The sequence below is a fragment of the Serratia sp. TMDUHS_CL genome, from assembly GCF_037137105.1.
GTDB lineage: Bacteria > Pseudomonadota > Gammaproteobacteria > Enterobacterales > Enterobacteriaceae > Serratia > Serratia nevei.
Map to the genome: position 1 here is coordinate 431,461 of NZ_JBBBDV010000002.1, position 21,402 is coordinate 452,862.

Here is a 21,402-nt window from a genome sequence, read left to right on the forward strand (position 1 = left end):
ACTGAATTACAGTTGTTATACCGCTGGCAGAAAGGCGGGCCTATTCGATCCACTGCAGAGGCGCTTTGCAGGGCGTTAACCCACGTTAATTCGGCACTAACCCCACAAAACCTCTATCTAGTTTTTTTCCTTCAACTTAGATAGCAGAGAGTTCGATGATTACCATCAGAGCACGCGCGGCGGAAGACAACGCGCAATTGGCAGATATCTGGCTGCGTTCGGTGCGCGCCACTCACCATTTTTTAACCGAAGACAACATCGCACAGCTGTTCCCGCTGGTGCTGAACGACTACCTGCCGGCGGTTAACGTCTGGGTGGCTGAAGAGCGGCCGGGGCATCCCTGCGGTTTTATCGGCCTGAACGGCAACAAGGTGGAGATGCTGTTTATCGACGCCGATCAGCGCGGCAAAGGGGTGGGCAAAGCGCTGCTGACCCACGCGGAAACGCTGCACGATGAACTGCAGCTGGACGTGAACGAGCAAAATCCGCAGGCCAGCGGCTTCTACCGCCACTACGGGTTTGTCATCACCGGCCGCTCGCCGCTCGATGGCCAGGGCAACCCGTTCCCGCTGCTGCACATGAAGCTGGACAAACGCTAGCCCTCCCGCCGGCCGCCCTGCGGCCGGTTTTCTCCCCCCTGTTTCACCCGCCGTTTTATATATCAAATCAGAATAAGTAATAGAATTTACATTCTTCCTGTCACTATAAACCCTCGGTAGGATTGCCCGGTATTCACCCGCAACAGAGGTTCCGTCCGCCACTCCCCGCCGGGTTGTGCCCCGCAGAAAAGCCGAACGATCCCTGTCCGGCGCACCGCGCTCTGGACGGAATGCTGTGAAGTATCGATAAGGATCCGCTTCGCTATGATCGTTCTTTCGAACGTTTGCAAAACTTTTGACAGCACACAGGGCCGCGTCGTGGCGGTAGACAACGTCAGCCTGGCGGTAGAGGCCGGGCAAATTTACGGCATCATCGGCTACAGCGGCGCCGGCAAAAGCACGCTCATCCGCCTGCTTAACGGCCTGGAGACCCCCACCAGCGGCCGCATTGACGTAGGCGGCTTCGACATCGCCCGCGCCAAAGGCAGCCACCTGCGCCAGGCGCGCCTGAAAATCAGCATGGTGTTTCAGCACTTCAACCTGCTGTGGTCGCGCACCGTCAGCCAAAACATCGCTTTTTCCATGCAGATCGCCGGCGTGCCCAAGGCGCAGATTGCGCCGCGCGTGGCGGAACTGATCGCGCTGGTCGGCCTGCAGGGGCGCGAAGACGCCTACCCGTCGCAGCTCAGCGGCGGCCAGAAACAGCGCGTCGGCATCGCCCGCGCGCTGGCCAATAACCCGAGCGTGCTGCTGTGTGACGAGGCCACCTCGGCGCTCGATCCGCAGACCACCGACGCCATCCTCGACCTGCTGCTGGACATCAACCGCCAGCTGAAATTGACCATCGTGCTGATCACCCACGAGATGCACGTGGTGCGCAAAATCTGCCACCGCGTGGCGGTGATGGAAAACGGCCGCATCGTCGAAGAAGGCCCGGTGCTCGACGTGTTCACCCGACCACAGCAGCCGATCACCCGGCAGTTCGTCAAACAGGTGTCGCAGTATGCGGATACCGAAGAGAGCTTCAACCCGCTGCTCACCGCCCATCTGCCGGGGGCGATTTTCAAGCTGACCTTCGTGGGCGTGCAAACCCATCAGGCGGTGATCTCTGAAGTGATCCGGCGCTATGCCCTGACCATCAACATTCTGCACGGCAAGATCAGCCACACCCTCAACGGTTCGTTCGGCGAACTGTACATCCACGCCGAAGGCAACGAACAACAAGTCGCCGACATGCTCAGCCTGCTGCACGAAAGAGACATCGCCGTCGAGGTTATCCAACATGATTGAATCCCTGTTCCCCCACCTGCGTCTGGATCAACTGTGGGACGCCACCTGGGAAACGCTGTACATGACCGGCATCGCCGGTTTGGCCACGCTGGTGCTGGGCATCGTGCTCGGCGTGCTGCTGTTTTTAACCTCCAAGGGCCAGCTGTGGCAGAACCGGGCGGTCTACTCGCTGATCTCCGTGTTGGTCAACGTCTTCCGCTCCATTCCGTTCATCATTCTGATCGTGCTGCTGATCCCGTTCACCAAATCGCTGATCGGCACCATTCTCGGCGCGGACGCGGCCCTGCCGGCGCTGATCGTCGGCGCGGCGCCGTTCTACGCCCGGCTGGTGGAGATCGCGCTACGCGAGGTCGACAAAGGGGTGATCGAGGCGGCGCGCTCGATGGGCGCCAAAAACCGCACCCTGATCTTCCGCGTATTGCTGCCGGAGAGCTCGCCGGCGCTGGTTTCCGGCATCACCGTCACCCTGATCGCGCTGGTGAGCTACACCGCGATGGCCGGGGTGATCGGCGCCGGTGGCCTGGGCAACCTGGCCTATCTGGAAGGGTTCCAACGCAACCACAGTGACGTGACGCTGGTGGCGACGCTGACGATTCTGCTGATCGTTTTCGTCATTCAGTTCATCGGCGACACCCTGACAAGAACGCTCGATAAACGTTAATTAACCAAGGAAAACGATGATGAAAAAGCACCTACTGATGTTGGCTTTCGCCTCCGTCGCCACCCTCGCCTCTTTTGGCGCCACGGCAGCGACCAAGCTGGTGGTCGGCGCCTCCAACGTGCCGCACGCCGAGATCCTCGAACAGGCCAAGCCGATACTGGCGAAGGAAGGCATCGATCTGCAGATCAAGCGCTTCCAGGACTACATCCTGCCGAACACCGCGCTGGCCAGCCACGACATCGACGCCAACTACTTCCAGCACGTGCCTTACCTGAACTCGGTGCTGAAAGACCACGCCGACGACAAGAGCTACGACTTCGTCAGCGCCGGCGCGATCCATATTGAGCCTATCGGCATCTACTCGAAGAAGTACAAGAGCCTGAAAGATCTGCCGGAAAATGGCAAAATCATCATGCGCGACGCGGTGGCGGAAGAAGGCCGCATCCTGTCTATTTTTGAACGGGAAGGCGTGATCAAGCTGAAGCCGGGGGTGAGCAAAGTGGACGCGCGCATCAGCGACGTGGTGGAAAACCCGAAACACCTGAAGTTCCAGGCCAACGTTGAGGGCGCGCTGCTGCCGCAAATGTACAACAACGACGAAGGCGACGCGGTGGTGATCAACGCCAACTACGCCATCGACGCCGGGCTGAATCCGACCAAAGATCCGATCGCGGTCGAAAGCGGCGAAAACAACCCGTACGCCAACATCATCACCGTGCACAAGGCCGACGTGAACAAACCGGAGATCGTGGCGCTGGTCAAGGTACTGCACTCCAAACCGATTCAGGACTTTATCCGCGAGAAATACCAGGGTGCGGTGATCCCGGTCAATCAGTAATGGGTTACACGGCCCGGTAAAAGCCGGGCCGGTTGTTACACCTTATTGCCAATCTGGCTGAGCCGCGGCCACACCAGCATCAACGCCTCCAGCAACCGCAGCAGATCGCTCCGGCTTGCCCCTTCACGCGCCTGCACCGACATGCCTTCAATGGTGCAAATCACGTATTTCGCCAGCAGCGCGGTGTCGGTTTTCGCCAGCAGTTCGCCCTGCTGCACCTTGCGATCGAAGCAGGCCTTCAGCGCCGCTTCCTGCGCATGATGCTTCCTGCGAAGCATCTGGGCGACGTCATCGGACGCCGACGACAGCGCGGCGGAGGCGCACACCATAAAGCAGCCTGACGGCGTGTCGGGGTCGGTAAACACCTCGGCGGAAGAACGCACATAGGCCTCGACGATCTCGGCCACCGGCAGATCCTGCTCCAGCATTTGGTTGGCGCAAACCGTATATTTCTGCAGATAGCGCTCCACCGCCGCGCGGAACATACCTTCTTTGTTGCCGAATTCCGCATACAGCGTTGGCGCCTTGGCGCCGGTCACTTCCACCAGATCGGCCAGCGAGGTAGCTTCATAACCGTGCCGCCAGAACAGATCGAGCGCGCTTTCCAGCGCCCGGTCGCGATCAAATTGTTTCGGTCTGCCACGGCTTTTTTTGCCGCAGACCGTTTCATTGATGCTCATCGTTCCTCTCCTATCCCGCTCCACAGCAGGGTTAGCACAAATAACTTAACGATCATTATAAAAAAATATTGCGCCCTCGTCGAGAACCTATTAGCATTTAGTTATCGATCGTTAAGATAAATTAGCGAAGCGGATTAAAACCCTCTATTCACCGTTATCGGAAAGGAAATAACATCATGAAAAACTTAAAATTAACCTTAGCAGCTCTCACTCTGGCCAGCGTTTCCTTCGGCAGCTTCGCCGCCGATTTAGTCCAGAGCCAACCGGCTGACCAGCAGAAAGTGGGCGTCATCACCGTCAGCGGCGCATCCGATCTGACCTCGCTGGAAAGCAGCCTGGCAGCCAAAGCCGATCAGGCCGGTGCAAAATCCTTCCGCATCATCGGCGCCGGCGGTAACAACCAGCTGCACGGCACTGCAGAAATCTATCAATAACAACGCATTAAGCCAACAGATTGCCTGTTCTTTTGCTCACAACGCCAGGGCGTAAAAAAAATTAATTAACGAGCATTAAAAAAATACTTGCAATCTGTCAAACCGGCATCTAACATTAAATTATCGATCGTTAATTAATTTAACGACCTTACCAAACAAATATTGTAAAGAACACAGATAGGAAATAAGACTATGAAAAACCTGAAAATGACCATCGCCGCCATCGCACTGGCTTCCGTCTCCTTCGGCAGCTTCGCCGCCGAACTGGTCAACGCTCAACCGGCCGATCTGCAAAAAGCCGGCGTCGTCACCGTCAGCGGTGCGTCCGACCTGAGCAGCCTGGAAAACAAACTGGCGGCCAAAGCCGACGCAGCCGGCGCCAAATCCTTCCAGATCATCGCAACCACCGGCGACAACAAACTGCACGGTACCGCGATCATCTACAATTAATTGCCACACCGGCAATCGCGCAAAAGGGCGGCTCAGGCCGCCTTTTGTTTTATCTGCCCACCAACGCGCCGGTCGGTTTACGGGATCCACCCCAGCAGCCTGAACCACAGATAATCCAGCGGCACCAGCAGCGCAAAGCTGAGCGCGGCCAACAGCAGGCACAGCTTCAACCCTTCACGCGCCGGCACTTTGCCCATCCCCATCGCCACCACGATCGGCGAGGCCTGATACGGCAGCAGCGGCGTGGCGTAACCAATCACCTGGGTCATCAGCACCGTCAGCAGCGGCAGGCCGCTGCCCGCAGACAACGCCTGCGCCAGCGGGGTAAACAGCGCCGGCACGCCGTTGGCGGTCACCACAAAATTCAGCAATGCGGTGATCCCCACCAGCGAACCGAATGCGGTGAACGGTTTGCCGTGCAGATCCGGCATCATCGCCAGCAGCGCACCGCCCAGCCGATCGCCAAGCCCCGAGTGGCTGACCAGCGCGGTCAGCCCCAGGATCCCCGCCACGTAAATGCAGGTGCGCACGTTAACCCCGGCGGCGGACTGCTCGCCGTTGAGAAATCCGATGCGCGGCAACAGGCAAACGCAGGCCGCCGCCAACCCGATCCAGGCGGGAGCGATGCCATGCCAGCTGTCGGTCATCCACAGCAACACCGTGACGCCCAACAGCGCGATCAGCCGCCATTCGGCGGCGCTGAGCGGGGTTTGCGCCGCCTCGGCCGCCACCGGCTGCGGCCGCGCACGGAACAGGCCGCAGATGCACAGCGTCAGCAGCGCGCCTTTGGCGATCCCGAGCACCGGGGCGTGCAACAGCAGGTAAGAAAGATAGGCGAAGTGGCTGCCGTAGGCGCTTTCCGCCGCGCCGCTCATCACCAGATTGGGCACGTTGGCCGGCAGGATGCTGGCGGAGAGCTGGAAGGTGCCGAACCCCACCGCCAGCGCCAAACCGATGCGGCCGCGCGAGCCCTCCCCCAAACCGGCGCGATCGGCCAACGCCATGACGATCGGCATCAGCAGCGTAATGCGCCCCATGTTAGAGGGCATGACAAACGCCAGCGCGTAGCTTATCGCCACCACGCCGCCCACCAGGCGGGGCCAGGAGCCGGCCAGGTGCGGCAAGAGCCGGTTGGCCAGGCGATCCGCCAAACCGGTACTGCGGATGGCGGTGCCCAGCACGAAACCGCTAAGCACCAGCCAGAATGCGGAAGACGCGAAACCGGAAAAGGTCACCGCGGCGGGCGCCAGCTGCAACACCATCACCGCCGCGAAGAACAGCAGCGCGACCAAATACTCCGGCAAGCGGGCGCTGGCCCACAGCGCGATGACCACCAGCGTGACCAGCGCGGACAGCGCCATCGGATCCCCCAACATAGTTTCCTCCCTGATAAAACGTTGTGATTGTTATCAAACGGTTAACAGGGTGGCACAAGGCGCGGGCGCTAACCTTGAAACCGCTCACATATCGTCGTTCTTCAGATTTTTCAGCATGCACACGTTACAGCCGTGATGGCCGGTGTTGCCGCGCCGTTCCGTCAGCAGCGTGAATCCCAGCGCGTAGTACAACCCGATCGCCTCTTTCAACTGTTCGGTGGTTTCCAGGTAGCAGTAGCGATACCCCGCCGCCCGCGCCGCCTTCAGCGCCTGTACCACCATATAGCGCGCCATGCCCAGCCCACGCGCGCCGGGTTTGAAGAACAGCTTTTGCAGCTCGCAATAGCCGGGCTCTTCGCCCGCCAGCGGCGCCATGCCGACGCCCCCCACCACCTGCCCGTCCCGCTCCAGCACCCAGTAATGGCCGCCGTTGTCGCGATACAGACCGGTCAGACGATCGAGATCCGGATCGTGCAGGCTGACGCCTTCCATCTTGTCCATGCCGTACTCGCGAAACACATCGCGAATGATCGCCGCCATCGCCGCATCGTCGCGCGCGGCAATCGGCCGCACCCGCAGGTTGGCGTCGCGCTGTTTGCGCGCGCTGCGCAGCGCCGCGGTCATCTTTTTCATCGCCGCGGTGGTACTCGCCAGCTCATCGTCGTCCAACTGCGCCAGCGCCGCCTGCATAAAACCGTCGGCGTCGCTCTCGATGCCGGCCAGCGCCTTGCCGCCCTTTTTACTCAGCCGGTGCAGGTTGTGCCGCTTGTCATCCGGATGATCCACCGTTTCTATCACACCGGCGGCAACCAGGCTGCGCAGCGCCCGGCTGGCGCTGGCTTTGTCGATGCAAAGCCGGGCCGCCAGCTCGGTGACGCCCAGCGGCTGCTCGCTGACTTCAATCATCAGATGGATCTGCAGCGGCGAAAAGCGCGAGCCGTTGCTCTGCTTGTTCAACATGCCGAATTCTCTGACCAAACTGCGCGCCAATGCTCTGAAATCCCTGATGTTCACAATTGATATCCCCGATTAGCTACCGATAAAAAATGACACTTGGTTGATAGTGTTACCTAATTTTCACTACCTTAACGGATCATCAAGCCGTCATGAACCCCGGCATAACACAGGAGCTGATGCAAAACGTAACATTAATCAATACAACAAACTGGTTAGTTAAAATATTTCAGGATTAATGGCCATGTATTTAAGATTAAAAAGACAATAACCCAGACAAAAAATACACAATCGTGAAAAACACTGTAATGAAGAGAGAAAATCGAGACTAATCCATTGCATTCCAAGGGGTTACAACAATGTTAATAGCGGCATTAATGCCGATATATTGTTGTAATTTGTTACATATTCACGGCAGGATCGCGGCGTTTCTATAACGGCGACAACGCTCGTTATATCAACGTCGGGCGCGGGTTGCTCCCGCGCTGTTTTATGCTCATGGAGAGATTGCACGCCAATGAAAAAATCACTCGCCGTCTGTTCCGTCGCCCTTTCCGTCACCTTGCTGGCGGGCTGCGCGACCGAATCTTCTCGCACTTTGGAAGTGCCGAAAGTCGCTTCCTACAACACCACTTATCAGGGCCCACGCAGCCCTATCGCCGTCGGTAAATTCGACAACCGCTCCAGCTACATGAACGGCATCTTCTCCGATGGCGTCGATCGACTGGGCAATCAGTCCAAGACTATCCTGATCACGCATTTGCAACAGACTGGCCGTTTCAACGTGCTGGATCGCGCCAACATGGAAGAGCTGAAAACTGAAGCCGGCATTAAAGGGAAGGCACAAACGCTGAAAGGCGCCAATTATGTGATTACCGGCGATGTCACCGAATTCGGCCGTAAAGAAGTCGGCGATCATCAGCTGTGGGGGATCTTGGGCCGGGGTAAATCACAAGTCGCTTACGCCAAAGTCAATCTGAACGTCGTAAACGTACAGACCTCAGAAGTCGTCTTTTCCTCTCAGGGCGCCGGTGAATACGAACTGTCCAATCGCGAAATCATCGGTTTCGGGGGCACCGCCAGCTACGACTCCACCCTTAACGGCAAGGTGCTGGACCTGGCCGTGCGTGAAGCCGTCAATAACCTGGTCACCGGTATCGAAAATGGCGCATGGCGCCCTGCTAACTAACGGAATAGAAGCAGAAAGATGATAACTAAAAAAATGGGCGGGGCGCTGTTTGCAGCGACCCTGCTGGCCGGCTGCGCCGCGCCGAAAACGCTTTACAATTGGGATGGCTACCAAACTTCTCTCTATCAATACTACCAACAGGAGGGGCAAAGCCCTGAGCAGCAGATCGCCACGCTGAAAGAGATCGTCGAGAAATCCCGCGCCAAGGATAAAGCCGTACCACCAGGTCTGCATGCGCAACTGGGGCTGCTGTACAGCAAAACCGGCAACGACGGACAAGCAATGAGTGAATTCAACACGGAAAAAACGCTGTTCCCGGAATCGGCACCGTTTATGAATTTCCTGATGGCCAGGGATAAGGGGAGTTTTAAATGAAGCGTGTACTCACTTTACTCGGCGTTGCCGCCACCCTGTTGCTAAGCGGCTGCGCCAAGCAGACGCCTTATGATTATGCGGCGTTCCATGAGAGCAAGCCGAAGTCGATTCTGGTCTTGCCGCCGGTTAACCAGTCGCCGGATATCAAAGCCAGCCACAGCGTACTCGCCAGCGCCACCCTGCCGTTGGCCGAGGCCGGTTACTATGTGCTGCCGGTCGCTGTAGTGGAGGAAACCTTCCTGCAAAACGGTCTAACCAACGCCAACGACATTCGCGCCGTCAGTCCGAAAAAACTGCACCAGATTTTCGGCGCCGACACCGTGCTGTATCTGGATGTCACGCAATACGGCACCAGCTACATGGTGATCAGCAGCGAAACCCGCGTTACCGTAGCCGCTCGCCTGGTCGATTTGCGCAACGGCAAACAGCTGTGGGCCGGCACCGCCACCGCATCCAGCAACGAAGGCAACAACAACTCCGGAGGCCTGCTGGGCATGGTGATCAGCGCCGCGATTTCACAAATCGCCGATACCATCAGCGACAAAGGATTTGATGTTGGCGCCATCGCCAACACCCGTCTGTTATCGGCGACAGGTCAGAACGGCGCCATTCTTTATGGCCCACGCTCACCTCATTACGCCAGCCAGCGTTAAGCCATCTCTCGGGCGGCCTTCTCGGGCCGCCTATACCAAACTTGTCCCTTTTGCCAAAAGTAGCCCATGCTTTAACTGCTCCTCTCCTTCTGGCTAACCGGGACGCTGGCTCATGACGAAAAAAACCACCCTGCTGCAATTCTTCCACTGGTACTACCCCGACGGCGGCAAACTGTGGCAGGAGGCCGCCGAGCGCGCCCCGCACCTGGCCGAACTGGGCATTACCGACCTGTGGCTGCCACCTGCCTACAAGGGCGCTTCCGGCGGCTACTCCGTCGGCTACGATACTTACGATCTGTTCGATCTCGGCGAATTTGACCAGAAAGGCAGCGTGGCCACCAAATACGGCGACAAGGCGGCGCTCGAACACGCCGCCACTACGCTGCGCGAACACGGCGTGGGGGTACTCTACGACGTGGTGTTCAACCACAAGCTTGGCGCGGACGAGAAAGAACAGGTACACGTGTTCAAAGTGGACGCCAACAACCGCAACGACATCGACGACCAGGGCTTCGACGCGCTGGCCTACACCCGCTTCACCTTTCCCGGCCGCCAGGGCGTGCATTCCGAGTTTATCTGGGATTACACATGCTTCAGCGGCGTCGATTACGTTGAGCAGCCGGACGACAAAGGGGTGTTCAAAATCGCCAACGACTATGCCGACGACGGCTGGAACGATCAGGTCGACGACGAAAAAGGCAACTACGACTATCTGATGGGGGCCGACGTGGAGTTCCGCAATACCGCCGTGACGGAGGAGCTCAAATACTGGGCGCGTTGGCTGTTGGAAAGCCTGCCGTGCGACGGCTTCCGCCTGGACGCCGCCAAACACATTCCCGCCTGGTTCTTCAAAGAGTGGGCGGATCACGTGCGCGGCAGCGCACAGCGCGACCTGTTTATCGTCGCCGAATACTGGTCGCACGATCTGAGTGCGCTGCAACAATACATCGAGCTGGTGGACGGCAAGGTGATGCTGTTCGACGTGGCGCTGCACCTGAAGTTTCATCAGGCGTCAAAACAGGGCGACGGCTTCGACATGGCGCAGATCTTCACCGATACCCTGACCGCCGCCGATCCGGCCCACGCGGTAACGCTGGTCGCCAACCACGACACCCAGCCGTTGCAATCGCTGGAAGCGCCGGTGGAACCCTGGTTCAAACCGCTGGCCTACGCGCTGATCCTGCTGCGCGAACAGGGCGTGCCCTGCGTGTTTTACCCCGACCTGTATGGCGCCAGCTACCGCGACAAGGGGCGCGACGGCGGCGAGTACCAGATTGACATGCCGGCGATCCCGGAGCTGGAGAAGCTGATCGCCGCCCGCCAGCGTTTCGCCAACGGCCCGCAAGCCGACTACTTCGACGACAGTCACTGCGTGGCCTTCAGCCGCGCCGGCACCGCCGAGGCCCCCGGCTGCGTAGTGGTGCTGACCAACGGCGGCGAGAGCGGCAAGACCGTCGCGCTGGGCGCCGATTTGGCGCACACCGCCTGGCGCGATTTCCTCGGCAACCGTCAGGAGGAGATCACCACCGACGACCAGGGCAGCGCCCATTTCCCGGTCAACGCCGGCAGCGTCAGCGTCTGGGTGCCGGCCGCCAGCCTGTGAGCGCCCGCCGCCGCGTAATGATGACGCGGCGGCAAAACTAATGTTTGCCTTTCGGGTCTAACTTACGCTATCAACTGCGCAAGCCATTCACACCGGAGCCTAAATAGGGTACAAGGCTGCATGAAAATTCCAAAACGACTCCAGCCGCTGGTTGATGACGGGTTAATCGACGACGTCATCCGCCGGTTGAAAAGCGGCAAAGAAGCCGACGTGTTTATCGTGCGCTGCGGCGATGAGATCCGCTGCGCCAAAGTGTACAAAGAGGCCGAGAAGCGCAACTTCAAGGAGGCCGTTCACTATCAGGAAGGACGCAAGGTGCGCAACAGCCGCGACGCGCGCGCCATGAGCAAAGGCTCCAAATTCGGCCGTCAGCAGCAGGAAGAAGCCTGGCAAAACACCGAAGTGGACGCGCTGTATCTGCTGGCCAAGGCCGGGGTGCGGGTGCCGCAGCCGGACATCTGCCTGGACGGCGTGCTGCTGATGGAGCTGATCACCGACGAAGAAGGCCTGGTGGCGCCACGCCTGAGCGATGTCATCCTGACGCCGGAACAGGCGCGCGCCGATCACGCCCTGATGATGAACTACGCGGTGCGCATGCTGTGCGCCGGGCTGGTGCACGGTGACCTGTCGGAATTCAACGTACTGATGGATAAAGACGGGCCAGTGATCATCGATCTGCCGCAGGTGGTGGACGCCGCCGCCAACAACCACGCCAAAAGCATGTTCGAGCGCGATATCGGCAATCTGGCCGAGTATTACGGCCAGTTCGCGCCGGAGCTGCGCGACAGCCAATACGCCAAAGAGATTTGGGCGCTGTATCAGGAAGGCAACCTGACGCCGGACAGCGTCCTCAGCGGCCGGTTCAGCGAAATCCTGAAACGTGCCGACGTCGGCTCGGTGCTGGAAGAAATCCAGGCCGCCGGCGAGGAACATCAACGGCGCATGATGGCGCGCAACGCGGAAGAGTGACGCGCCGCGCTATTCGACGCGAAACACGTCCGGCCGCTGTGGCGTCGCCGCCTCGTGATAGATATCCCCCAGATAGCCGGCGATCTCCTCTTCGCGCAGATCGGCCGGCAGCACGATATCGTAGCTGGGGGCATATTTGCGCTCCGGCAGCGTCACGCGGAACAGCCGCCATTCGTCCCCGATGCGCTTCACGCCCAGCAGACGGCCGAACACGTTAAAAATCATCATCCGCCATTCCCCCCCTCGTCGCTTTCAGGCTATAACACTGTGATGCCGCCGCAGTGAAAAGGAAAGCGTATGAGTGAAAAAACGCCGCAGTTCTGGCGCGATCCGCAGTTGCCGTTCGTCGAAGCCCGCGCCATCGAGGATGGCCGCCAGGTGTGCTACAGCCTCCACAGCCACGAATTCTTTTCCATCGGCGCCATCACCGGCGGCGTCAGCACCTATGTCAACGGCGAGCGGCGCATGCAGGTCAGCGCCGGCGATCTGGTTGTCATCAACCCGCAGCAGGCGCATGCCTGCAACCCCATCGCCGATCGCCGTTGGTCGTACATCATGTTCTATCTCGATCTCGCCTGGCTCGGCGCGCTGCAGCAGGAGCTGCTCGGCGGCGACGGTGACCGTTTTGTTCCGTTCAGCCAGCCGCTCAGCCGCGATCCGGCGCTGTTCCACGGCCTGAACCGGCTTTATGCGCTGCTGACGGATCCGCTGTGCTGCGCGCTGGAAAAACAGATCGCCATGGTGGAGTATTTCAGCGCCCTGCAGCTCGGGCTGGGCGATGTCCGCCAGCCGGAGACACCGGCGCATACCCGACTGGAAGCGGCGGCGGCGTTTATCGACGCGCACTGCACCCGGCCGCTGACGCTGGACGACATTTGCCGCGCCGCCGCGCTGTCCCCTTCTTACCTGATCCGCGCCTTCCGCCAGCGCTACGGCATGACGCCGCACGCCTATCTGGTCAACCGCCGCGTGCAGCACGGCCATCGGCTGTTGAAGAGCGGCCTGCCGATCGCTGCGGCCGCCAGCGAAAGCGGCTTTGCCGATCAGGCGCACTTCCAGCGCACCTTCAAGCAGCTGCTGGCCGCCACGCCGGGGCAGTATCAAAAACCCTCCGCCAGCAGATAGCAGGCGCTGGCCGCCAACAGCAGCGCCATCGCGCGGTTGAAACGCCGCACGTTGCGCGCCTGCCTGAGCAGGCCGCGCAGCATCGCGCCGACATAGGCCCAGCAGGCCACCGAGGCATAGCAAATCACGAAGTAGAGCCCGGCGAACTGCCACAGCAGCCGGATGTCGCCGTCGCCGACAAAAGCGCCAAGGCTGGCCACCGACGCCAGCCACGCCTTGGGATTCAGCCATTGCATCAGTGCGCCGTAGCGCCAGGAAGGCGCCCGCGCCGCGCCGTTGCCCAATCTGCCGTCGTCAAACGCCAGCCGGTAGGCCATAAACAGCAGGAAGGCCACGCCGGCCCACTGAATCAAACGGGTCAGCGCCGGCCACAGGGTCAGCAGCTGGTGCATGCCCAATCCCAGCAGCACCAGCAACAGGGTAAACCCCAGCGTGGCGCCGAACACGTGACGCTGGGTCGCGCCAAAGCCGAATTGCGCCCCGGCGCTCAAGGCGACGATGTTGACCGGGCCGGGGGTGATGGAGGCCGCCAGCGCAAACGCGGCCATGGAAAGGTAGATATTCATGATGGGCACCTGAGAAAGTATTCACAGGCGCCAGAATGCCGACCGCTGCCGACAACGTATTGAACAGAATTGCCCTGTTCGGTTTAACGCGCGATCGCCGCCCGGCGGCGCGGCAGCCCGAAGGTGTTGACCGCCATGCCGGCCAGCACCAGCAATGCGCCGCCGAACTGCGCCGGCGACAGCGCTTCATCCAGCAGCAGCCAGGCGGCGAACAGCCCGACCAGCGGCACCAGCAGCGTCAGCGGCGCAACCCGCCAGGTTTCATAGCGCCCCAGCAGGCTGCCCCACACCGAATAACCGAACAGCGTGGCGGCGAACGCCAGATAGGCAACCGCCAACCAGGTGCCGACCTGCACATGGCTCAGGCTGCTCAGCACCGCCTGCGGGCCGTCGAACAGCCAGCTGCAGGCCAGGAACGGCACGACCGGGATCGGCGCGCTCCACACCACCAGCGATAAAATATTACGCTGCGGGAAACCGGCCAGGATCTTCTTGTTGGTCAGGTTGCCCAGCGCCCAGGAAAACGCCGCCGCCAGCGTCAGCAGCAGGCCCGCCAGGGGGACCGCGCCGCTGCCCGGCTTATGCAGGCTGGCCTGCGCCAGCACCAGCATGCCGCCGCTGGCGATAGCGATGCCGACGAAATGGTTAACGCGCAGCTTTTCGCCCATCAGCACGACACCCAACAGCAGGGTGAAGAACACCTGCGCCTGCAGCACCAGCGAAGCCAGCCCCGCCGGCATCCCCACCTTGATAGCGACGAACAGAAACGCAAACTGCGCGAAGCTCATGGTCATGCCGTACAGCAGCAGCCATTTCCACGGGATCGTCGGGCGCGGGATAAAGAAGATCGCCGGCAACGCCACCAGCAAGAAACGCATTCCGGCCAGCAGAAACGGCGGCATGCCCTGTAAACCGAACTTGATCACGACGAAATTCACGCCCCAGATCACCACCACCAACAGCGCCAACAGCCGATCGCGCAATGTCATCCTCGCCCCGCTTATCCCATTGAAAATTCGCTTTAGCTTGCAGGTTACAACCAAACCGGGCGCATGGACACCGGCAAACGCCGGCGATTATTCCGGCATCAGGCCGATAAAGGTGGTCTTCTTGCGCGGGCCGGTCATCAGCGCTTCCAGCTTCTCCACGCACTGCAGGTAGTGCGGGGTCTGCTTGTGCGCCGCCACCGCCTGCTCGTCGCGATAGGCTTCGTAGATGTAAAACCGCGTCGGAATCTGTTCGTCCTGCAGCACGTCGAAGCGCAGGTTGCCCGGCTCTTCGATTGCCCCCCGATGATTGGCGCGGAAAACATCGATAAATTCGTCGATTTTGTCTTGTTTAACGTTGATCTCAACCAATGTGACGTGCATGGCAACTCCTTGTTTAAACGGCGTACCGCAAAATGACTCTTTCCAACCATAGGTTTATTCCCGTCGATTGCCCGCCGCAACGGCAATTTTGCCGCCTGGCTCACAAATCGCAGCGGCGACGCCCACTCCTCCCCCGGCGGGGTAAGGCGGCGGCATCTATAGTTAACACTCCTCCCCCTGAGAGCATAGGCTATGGACAACTACTTGATGGCGCTGGACGCAGGAACGGGCAGCATTCGCGCGGTGATCTTCGATGTGGCGGGCAACCAGATCGCGCATGGCCAGGCGGAGTGGCAACACCTGGCGGTGCCGGGCGTGCCCGGCTCGATGGAGTTCGACCTCAGCCGCAACTGGCAGCTGGCCTGCCAGTGCATTCGCCAGGCCTTGCAGCGCGCCGGGCTGACGGCGCAGGCGATACGCGCGGTGGCCTGCTGTTCGATGCGTGAAGGCATCGTGCTGTACGACCGCAACGGCGTGCCGATCTGGGCCTGCGCCAACGTCGATGCGCGCGCCAGCCGCGAAGTCAGCGAGCTGAAAGAGCTGCACAACCACGGCTTCGAACGCGAAGTGTATCAATACTCCGGCCAGACGCTGGCGCTGAGCGCCATGCCGCGCCTGCTGTGGCTGGCGCACCATCGGCCGGACATCTACCGCCAAGCGGCGACGCTGACCATGATCAGCGACTGGCTGGCCAACATGCTGAGCGGCGAGCTGGCGGTCGATCCTTCCAACGCCGGCACCACCGGCATGCTGGATCTGACCAGCCGCGACTGGCGCCCGGCGCTGCTCGACATGGCCGGGCTGCGCGCCGATATTCTGTCGCCGGTGAAAGAGACCGGCAGCGTGCTGGGGCGCGTCACCGAACAGGCGGCGCAGGAGAGCGGGCTGCTGCGCGGCACCCCGGTGGTGATGGGCGGCGGCGACGTGCAGCTCGGCAGCCTGGGGCTCGGCATCGTGCGCGCCGGGCAGACGGCGGTGCTCGGCGGCACCTTCTGGCAGCAGATCGTCAATCTGCCGGAGCCGGCCATCGATCCGGAGATGAACATCCGCATCAACCCCCACGTCATTCCCGGCATGGCGCAGGCGGAATCCATCAGCTTCTTTACCGGCCTGACCATGCGCTGGTTCCGCGACGCCTTCTGCGCGGAGGAAAAATTGCTGGCGGAGCGGCTGGGGGTCGATGCCTACAGCCTGCTGGAAGAGATGGCGGCCAGGGTGCCGCCGGGCGCCTACGGCGTGATGCCGATCTTTTCCGACGCCATGCATTTCAAAACCTGGTACCACGCGGCACCGTCGTTCATCAATATGTCGATCGACCCGGAGCGCTGCAACAAACAGACGCTGTTCCGCGCGCTGGAGGAGAACGCCGCCATCGTCTCCGCCTGCAACCTGGAGCAGATCGCCGCCTTCTCCGGCGTGCAGGCGCGCTCGCTGGTGTTCGCCGGCGGCGGGGCCAAGGGCAAGCTGTGGAGCCAGATCCTCAGCGACGTCACCGGGTTGACGGTGCGGGTGCCGGTGGTGAAAGAGGCCACCGCGCTGGGCTGCGCGATCGCCGCCGGCGTCGGCGCCGGGCTGTACGAGTCGCTGGCCGAAACCGGCGAGCGCCTGGTGCGTTGGGAGCGCGAGCATCAGCCGGACATGACCCACCACGCGCTGTATCAGGAACAGAAAGAAACCTGGCGGCAGGTTTACGCCGATCAGCTGACGCTGGTGGATAACGGCCTGACCACTTCGCTGTGGAAAGCGCCGGGGCTGTAAACGCCACGCGGCATTCGGTCATAACCTTATGCCGTTTTATTCCTTTCCCCTCAGCGCGGCGCAAGCCGCGTTTTCACTCGCCGCCGGCGATTGTTTCCCCTCAGAAACAGTGTAACCACCGCAAACGGATTTATCCGCGGCTTCGGCCTGCCGTAGATTGTGACTTCGGTCACACCGCGCCCCGAGCGCGGCCTGCGCATTCACCCAAGACGAGCGGCATTATGCTGAATAATAAAGATAAACCTGCATCATCCCCGTGGCCGGCGATCTTCTCGCTGACGGTCGCCTGTTTTGTCATGGTCACCACCGAGTTTCTGCCAATCGGCCTGCTGACCAACATCGCCCCTTCGCTCGGCGTCAGCACCGGCACCGCCGGGCTGATGGTCACCATGCCCGGCATCGTGGCGGCGGTAGCTGCCCCCGCATTAAGCCTGATTTCCGGCCGCCTGGACCGGCGTTTACTGATGCTGGGGCTGTCGCTGCTGCTGATCGTCTCCAACCTGGTGGCGGCGCTGGCCGTCAACTTCCCGATGATGCTGCTGGGCCGCGTGCTGCTGGGCATCTGCGTCGGCGGCTTCTGGTCGTTCGCCGCCAACTACGGCCGCCATCTGGTGCCGGAAGCCAGCCAGGGCCGCGCCACCGCGCTGATCCTCAGCGGCATCTCGGTCGGTGCGGTGTGCGGCGTGCCGGCGGGGGCGCTGATCGGCGATCTGTTCGGCTGGCGCGCCGCCTTCTTCGGCGGTGCGGCATTGGCGGTCGGCGTACTGCTGGCGCAGCTGCGTTTGCTGACCTCGGTGCCGCCTTCCCGGCCGGTCACGCCGCGCGATCTGGTGCTGCCGCTGCGCCTGCCGATGGCGCGCATCGGCCTGATCGCCATCGTGCTGTTGTTCATCGGCCACTTCGCCGCCTACACCTATCTGCGGCCCCTGCTGCAACAGGTGTTCGTCCTCAGCCCGTCGGCAATCTCGCTGCAGCTGTTGGCCTATGGCGCCATCGGCCTGCTGGGCACCTTCCTCGGCGAGCGTCTGGGGGAATACAGCCTGCGCGCCACCTTCATCCTGATCGCCGCCATGCTGGCAGCCATCCTCATCGTCTCGCCGCTGCTCAGCGGCCTTGGCGGCGCCACGCTGATGGTGATGGTCTGGGGACTGGCCTTCGGCGCGGTGCCGGTATGCGCCACCAACTGGATGTTCGCCGCGGTGCCGCAGGCGCCGGAAGCCGGCCAGGCGCTGCTGGTATGCGTGGTGCAGATCGCGCTGGCCTCCGGCGCACTGCTGGGCGGCGAGGTGGTGGACTGGCAGGGCGTCAGCAGCGCCATGCTGTTCGGCGGCGCACTGATCCTCTCCGCCGCGTTGGTGTTCGGCCTCAGCTTGCGCTCCGGCGTGATAGGCGCTAAACAGTGTTAATCCTTATTTATCCGCAGAAACGCGCCCCGGCCGCCGCCGGGGCGTTGCGCTGAGAGCCTATGGACCATCATCTACTCGCCATCCGGGTGTTTAACCGCGTGGTGGAAACCGGCGGCTTTACCCGCGCCGCCGATTCGCTAGGCATGCCGAAAGCCACGGTGACCAAGCTGATCCAGAGCCTGGAAGATCACCTGCAGACCAAGCTGTTTCAGCGCACCACCCGCAGCGTGTCGGTCACCCGCGAAGGCGAATGCTATTACCAGAATACGGTGAAATGGCTAGCGGATTTGGAGCAGATGGAAGGCTGCCTGACCGAATCGCAAAGCTCTCCGCAAGGCGTGCTGCGCATCGACACCGGCGGCGGCACCGCGCGCCGGCTGCTGTTGCCCGCCCTGCCCGATTTTCTGGCGCGCTACCCGCAGATACAGATCGATCTGAGCGTCGGCGACCGCGTTATCGATCTCATTAGCGACAGCACCGACTGCGTGATCCGCAGCGGCCCGCTGGCCGATTCCAGCCTGATCGCCCGCCGCCTGTTCGATCTGGACTGGGTGAGCTGCGCCACCCCGGCCTACCTGGCGCGCCACGGCACGCCGCGCCACCCGTGCGATCTGGAGCAGGGTTTCCCGATGGTGCACTATCGCCATCCGGTCAACGACCGCATCCATCCGCAACGCTATGTCGAGCGCGGCAAAGAGATCGCCATCCAGCAACGCTATCCGGTCAGCATCAACGAAGGCAACGCGCTGCTGGCGGCGAGCCTGGCCGGGTTGGGCATCATCCAGACCTATCGCTTTATGGCGCAGCCGCACCTCGACAGCGGTGAGCTGGTCAGCCTGCTGCACGACTGGCAGCCGCCGCCGGAGCAGATGTACGTGGTCTACCCGTCCAACCGCCACCTCAGCGGCAAGCTGCGGGCGTTTATCGACTGGGCGGTGGAGACGTTTCATTAACCGCTCTCGCCGGCTATAGTGGCTTATCTTCCGGGCAACGAAATGGTCGCACCATGCGTATCGAACCTCTGCCGGCACATCGCCGGCGTATTGACGAACTGGCCGAGTTACTGCATCAGGAATGGGGCGCCTTTGCGCAATGGAGCAGCCGCGACACCATCAGCCAGCGTCTGGCCGAACGCTGCGCGCCCGGGCAGCGGGGCGTCGTGCTGTTGGCGCTGTCGCCGCAGCAACAGATTCTCGGTACCGCCAGCCTGACGTTGTATGAACTGGCGGATAAACCGGAGCGCCAATACTGGCTGAGCGAAGTCTTCACTCACCCGCAGCACCGCGGCCAAGGCATTGCCCGTCGCCTGATTGCACGCTGCGTCGAACACGGCCGGACCCAGGGCATAGACGAACTCTATTTGTACACGCCCGATCAGCAGGCGCTGTATCAGAAACTCGGCTGGCGCTCGCTGGAGCAACGCCAGATCGCCGGCGAAGCCGTCACGGTGATGAGCCGCACGTTGTAGCCGCACGCAGTGTGGTATTATTTGCCGCATAGTGATTCACGACGGACGACCACCATGGCCTATATCCCCAAAAACTATGCGAAGCTGGAAACCGGCTACCGCGAAAAAGCGCTGAAACTGTTCCCCTGGGTGTGCGGGCGCTGCTCGCGCGAATTCGTTTATTCCAACCTGCGCGAACTGACGGTGCACCACATCGATCACGATCACAGCAACAACCCCGAAGACGGCAGCAACTGGGAAATGCTGTGCCTGTATTGCCACGACCACGAGCACTCGAAATACACCGAAGCCGATCAATACGGTTCGACGGTGGTGGCCGGTGAAGACGCGCAGAAAGATGTCGGCGTCGCCACCCACAACCCATTCGCCAACCTGAAGGCGATGATGAAGAAATAATGTCGACAACAGCTTAATGGGCCACTAACTTATTAAGCTGTTAAATTAACAAAACCCGCCTCCGCATCGCCACTTCCCAGAGAATTCCTACTTACCCATCCGGGCCCTCCAGCGCAAAATAAGCCGCACAGTTAACGACATACTGGCTTGGCAAGCCGCCGCAGTTGGTGCATATTGTTCGCGAGTTGTTCTTGTTAACCTGTTTGATTATCAACCTAATAAGCACATTAACTTAATAAGTTATCAGCTTAATAACTTGAGAGATGGCAGCATGATTGTCCTGATTGGCTCGCAAAAAGGCGGCGTCGGCAAATCGACGAAAGCGGTGAATATCGCCGGGTATCTGATTCTTAAGCAAGGCAAGACGGCGATCATCGTCGATGCCGACGACCAGAAATCGATCATGACCTGGTACAACGACCGCCAGAACGTCGAAGGGTTGCCGCACATTCCGGTGGTGGCCGCGTCGGGCAAAATCAAGGAAACGCTGCTGGAGCTGGATCGCCATTACGACTACGTGATCGTCGACACCGCCGGCCGCGACAGCGCCGAGCTGCGCTCCGGTCTGCTGGCCGCCGATCTGTTCCTCTCGCCGCTGCGCCCTTCGCAGATGGATCTCGACACCGTCGGCTATCTGTCGGAGATGTTCTCCACCGCGCAGGAATACAACGAGAAGGTCAAAGGCTACATCGTGCTGAACATGTGCCCGACCAATATCTTCATCAATGAAGCCAACGAAGCGGCGCAGGTGCTGAGCGAATACCCGGAGTTCACGCTGGTGAGCCACCGCCTGTGCGACCGCAAGATTTACCGCGACGCCTGGGGCGAAGCCATCACCGTGCATGAGGCGAACAACGAAAAGGCGCAGAGCGAAATTGAATGCCTGGTGAAAGAGGTGATCCTGTGAAGAAACGCACCCCCACCCACCGCATGTCGGAAGACGAATTCATCAACAGCGCCACCTCGCACACGCTGCCGGTCACGGCGCCCGCGCCGGAAGCCAAACCGGCCGGCCGCAAGCGCACCTACAAGGCGATCTCCGTCAGCCTGACGGACAACCACATTGAAGCCATCGATGAAGTGATCGTGCAGGCGGCGCGCAGCGGCATCGTGCGTATCACCCGCTCCGACATCATCAAGCTGGCCATCGACGGGCTAGCGGAGAAAAGCGAAGCGCAGCTGCTGGAACTGCTGAAGAAGCTTTGAACGCACTACAGCCGCCGGCGAGCCACAGCCGGCGGG

Annotated in this window: 26 protein-coding genes; 19 read left to right on the forward strand and 7 right to left on the reverse strand. The window is 60.9% G+C overall.

Annotated features, from left to right (window positions below):
• The first annotated feature begins 155 nt into the window (after positions 1–155).
• The 4 genes from WCL58_RS05775 (at position 156) to WCL58_RS05790 (ending at position 3,388) form a co-directional block, all read left to right on the forward strand.
• Positions 156–599, forward strand: coding sequence for an acetyltransferase (locus WCL58_RS05775; protein ID WP_015377088.1), 444 nt, complete (start codon positions 156–158; stop codon positions 597–599).
• A gap of 264 nt (positions 600–863) precedes the next feature.
• Positions 864–1,889, forward strand: coding sequence for a methionine ABC transporter ATP-binding protein (locus tag WCL58_RS05780; protein WP_033647004.1), 1,026 nt, complete (start codon positions 864–866; stop codon positions 1,887–1,889).
• Complete coding sequence (locus WCL58_RS05785; RefSeq protein WP_033637581.1) at positions 1,882–2,550, forward strand: methionine ABC transporter permease; 669 nt, start codon at positions 1,882–1,884, stop codon at positions 2,548–2,550. The genes WCL58_RS05780 and WCL58_RS05785 overlap by 8 nt, the downstream gene beginning before the upstream one ends.
• A gap of 19 nt (positions 2,551–2,569) precedes the next feature.
• Positions 2,570–3,388 (forward strand): MetQ/NlpA family ABC transporter substrate-binding protein, encoded by an 819-nt coding sequence (locus tag WCL58_RS05790; protein WP_038880058.1) that lies wholly within the window; start codon positions 2,570–2,572, stop codon positions 3,386–3,388.
• Between the two features lie 35 nt (positions 3,389–3,423).
• Here WCL58_RS05790 and WCL58_RS05795 read toward each other — a convergent pair whose 3' ends face one another.
• Positions 3,424–4,068 (reverse strand): TetR/AcrR family transcriptional regulator, encoded by a 645-nt coding sequence (locus WCL58_RS05795; RefSeq protein WP_049201030.1) that lies wholly within the window; start codon positions 4,066–4,068, stop codon positions 3,424–3,426.
• Positions 4,069–4,244: 176 nt separating this feature from the next.
• On the opposite strand from WCL58_RS05795, the gene bhsA (WCL58_RS05800) reads away from it, so the two are divergent.
• Positions 4,245–4,502: a multiple stress resistance protein BhsA gene (bhsA, locus tag WCL58_RS05800; RefSeq protein ID WP_060421097.1), complete on the forward strand. Its 258-nt coding sequence runs from the start codon at positions 4,245–4,247 to the stop codon at positions 4,500–4,502.
• A 192-nt stretch (positions 4,503–4,694) separates the two neighbouring features.
• A complete protein-coding gene (gene bhsA / locus WCL58_RS05805) occupies positions 4,695–4,952 on the forward strand; it encodes a multiple stress resistance protein BhsA (RefSeq protein ID WP_004939517.1) in 258 nt (85 codons plus the stop codon).
• A 77-nt stretch (positions 4,953–5,029) separates the two neighbouring features.
• Here the strand turns inward: bhsA (WCL58_RS05805) and WCL58_RS05810 are convergent, their stop codons facing one another.
• Together WCL58_RS05810 and WCL58_RS05815 are read right to left on the reverse strand one after the other, a co-directional pair.
• Positions 5,030–6,328, reverse strand: a complete 1,299-nt coding sequence (locus WCL58_RS05810; RefSeq protein WP_336850714.1) for an SLC13 family permease — start codon at positions 6,326–6,328, stop codon at positions 5,030–5,032.
• A gap of 84 nt (positions 6,329–6,412) precedes the next feature.
• On the reverse strand, positions 6,413–7,318 hold the full coding sequence (locus tag WCL58_RS05815) for a bifunctional helix-turn-helix transcriptional regulator/GNAT family N-acetyltransferase (protein WP_080347957.1): 906 nt from the start codon (positions 7,316–7,318) through the stop codon (positions 6,413–6,415).
• Between the two features lie 481 nt (positions 7,319–7,799).
• On the opposite strand from WCL58_RS05815, the gene WCL58_RS05820 reads away from it, so the two are divergent.
• The 5 genes from WCL58_RS05820 (at position 7,800) to WCL58_RS05840 (ending at position 12,071) form a co-directional block, all read left to right on the forward strand.
• Positions 7,800–8,471, forward strand: coding sequence for a CsgG/HfaB family protein (locus WCL58_RS05820; RefSeq protein ID WP_004939528.1), 672 nt, complete (start codon positions 7,800–7,802; stop codon positions 8,469–8,471).
• A gap of 18 nt (positions 8,472–8,489) precedes the next feature.
• The gene (locus tag WCL58_RS05825) at positions 8,490–8,846 is read left to right on the forward strand and encodes a DUF4810 domain-containing protein (RefSeq protein ID WP_060421091.1); all 357 of its coding nucleotides are present in this window, start codon (positions 8,490–8,492) and stop codon (positions 8,844–8,846) included.
• The gene (locus tag WCL58_RS05830) at positions 8,843–9,499 is read left to right on the forward strand and encodes a DUF799 domain-containing protein (protein ID WP_060421088.1); all 657 of its coding nucleotides are present in this window, start codon (positions 8,843–8,845) and stop codon (positions 9,497–9,499) included. Before WCL58_RS05825 ends, WCL58_RS05830 begins: the two co-directional genes overlap by 4 nt.
• Before the next feature lie 112 nt (positions 9,500–9,611).
• Positions 9,612–11,102 (forward strand): alpha-amylase, encoded by a 1,491-nt coding sequence (amyA, locus tag WCL58_RS05835; RefSeq protein WP_336850715.1) that lies wholly within the window; start codon positions 9,612–9,614, stop codon positions 11,100–11,102.
• A gap of 120 nt (positions 11,103–11,222) precedes the next feature.
• Complete coding sequence (locus tag WCL58_RS05840; RefSeq protein WP_336850717.1) at positions 11,223–12,071, forward strand: PA4780 family RIO1-like protein kinase; 849 nt, start codon at positions 11,223–11,225, stop codon at positions 12,069–12,071.
• Positions 12,072–12,080: 9 nt separating this feature from the next.
• Here WCL58_RS05840 and WCL58_RS05845 read toward each other — a convergent pair whose 3' ends face one another.
• Positions 12,081–12,299 carry a DUF7661 family protein gene (locus WCL58_RS05845; RefSeq protein WP_038879994.1) on the reverse strand — a complete coding sequence of 73 codons (219 nt, stop codon included), beginning with the start codon at positions 12,297–12,299 and terminating at the stop codon, positions 12,081–12,083.
• A gap of 69 nt (positions 12,300–12,368) precedes the next feature.
• Here WCL58_RS05845 and WCL58_RS05850 point away from each other — a divergent pair, with 69 nt between their 5' ends.
• Positions 12,369–13,196, forward strand: a complete 828-nt coding sequence (locus WCL58_RS05850) for a helix-turn-helix transcriptional regulator (RefSeq protein WP_336850718.1) — start codon at positions 12,369–12,371, stop codon at positions 13,194–13,196.
• Here the strand turns inward: WCL58_RS05850 and WCL58_RS05855 are convergent.
• The 3 genes from WCL58_RS05855 to lsrG all read right to left on the reverse strand — a co-directional run bounded on the left by WCL58_RS05855 (position 13,172) and on the right by lsrG (position 15,132).
• Positions 13,172–13,762, reverse strand: a complete 591-nt coding sequence (locus WCL58_RS05855) for a LysE family translocator (protein WP_060440448.1) — start codon at positions 13,760–13,762, stop codon at positions 13,172–13,174. The two genes, WCL58_RS05850 and WCL58_RS05855, sit on opposite strands and share 25 nt — an antisense overlap.
• 83 nt (positions 13,763–13,845) lie before the next feature.
• Positions 13,846–14,751 (reverse strand): EamA family transporter, encoded by a 906-nt coding sequence (locus tag WCL58_RS05860; RefSeq protein ID WP_049201041.1) that lies wholly within the window; start codon positions 14,749–14,751, stop codon positions 13,846–13,848.
• An 87-nt stretch (positions 14,752–14,838) separates the two neighbouring features.
• Complete coding sequence (lsrG, locus tag WCL58_RS05865; RefSeq protein ID WP_043146917.1) at positions 14,839–15,132, reverse strand: (4S)-4-hydroxy-5-phosphonooxypentane-2,3-dione isomerase; 294 nt, start codon at positions 15,130–15,132, stop codon at positions 14,839–14,841.
• 192 nt (positions 15,133–15,324) lie between these two features.
• Here lsrG and lsrK point away from each other — a divergent pair, with 192 nt between their 5' ends.
• The 7 genes from lsrK (at position 15,325) to WCL58_RS05900 (ending at position 21,366) form a co-directional block, all read left to right on the forward strand.
• A complete protein-coding gene (gene lsrK / locus WCL58_RS05870) occupies positions 15,325–16,890 on the forward strand; it encodes an autoinducer-2 kinase (RefSeq protein WP_060421069.1) in 1,566 nt (521 codons plus the stop codon).
• 221 nt (positions 16,891–17,111) lie between these two features.
• The gene (locus WCL58_RS05875) at positions 17,112–18,296 is read left to right on the forward strand and encodes an MFS transporter (RefSeq protein WP_048233016.1); all 1,185 of its coding nucleotides are present in this window, start codon (positions 17,112–17,114) and stop codon (positions 18,294–18,296) included.
• A 59-nt stretch (positions 18,297–18,355) separates the two neighbouring features.
• On the forward strand, positions 18,356–19,249 hold the full coding sequence (locus tag WCL58_RS05880; RefSeq protein ID WP_070914050.1) for a LysR family transcriptional regulator: 894 nt from the start codon (positions 18,356–18,358) through the stop codon (positions 19,247–19,249).
• A gap of 53 nt (positions 19,250–19,302) precedes the next feature.
• Positions 19,303–19,764 carry a GNAT family N-acetyltransferase gene (locus WCL58_RS05885; protein ID WP_060421064.1) on the forward strand — a complete coding sequence of 154 codons (462 nt, stop codon included), beginning with the start codon at positions 19,303–19,305 and terminating at the stop codon, positions 19,762–19,764.
• A 54-nt stretch (positions 19,765–19,818) separates the two neighbouring features.
• The gene (gene yajD / locus WCL58_RS05890) at positions 19,819–20,160 is read left to right on the forward strand and encodes an HNH nuclease YajD (RefSeq protein ID WP_016928619.1); all 342 of its coding nucleotides are present in this window, start codon (positions 19,819–19,821) and stop codon (positions 20,158–20,160) included.
• Positions 20,161–20,431: 271 nt separating this feature from the next.
• The gene (locus tag WCL58_RS05895; RefSeq protein WP_038879975.1) at positions 20,432–21,067 is read left to right on the forward strand and encodes an AAA family ATPase; all 636 of its coding nucleotides are present in this window, start codon (positions 20,432–20,434) and stop codon (positions 21,065–21,067) included.
• On the forward strand, positions 21,064–21,366 hold the full coding sequence (locus WCL58_RS05900; RefSeq protein WP_084826618.1) for a hypothetical protein: 303 nt from the start codon (positions 21,064–21,066) through the stop codon (positions 21,364–21,366). Before WCL58_RS05895 ends, WCL58_RS05900 begins: the two co-directional genes overlap by 4 nt.
• Positions 21,367–21,402: the final 36 nt, after the last annotated feature.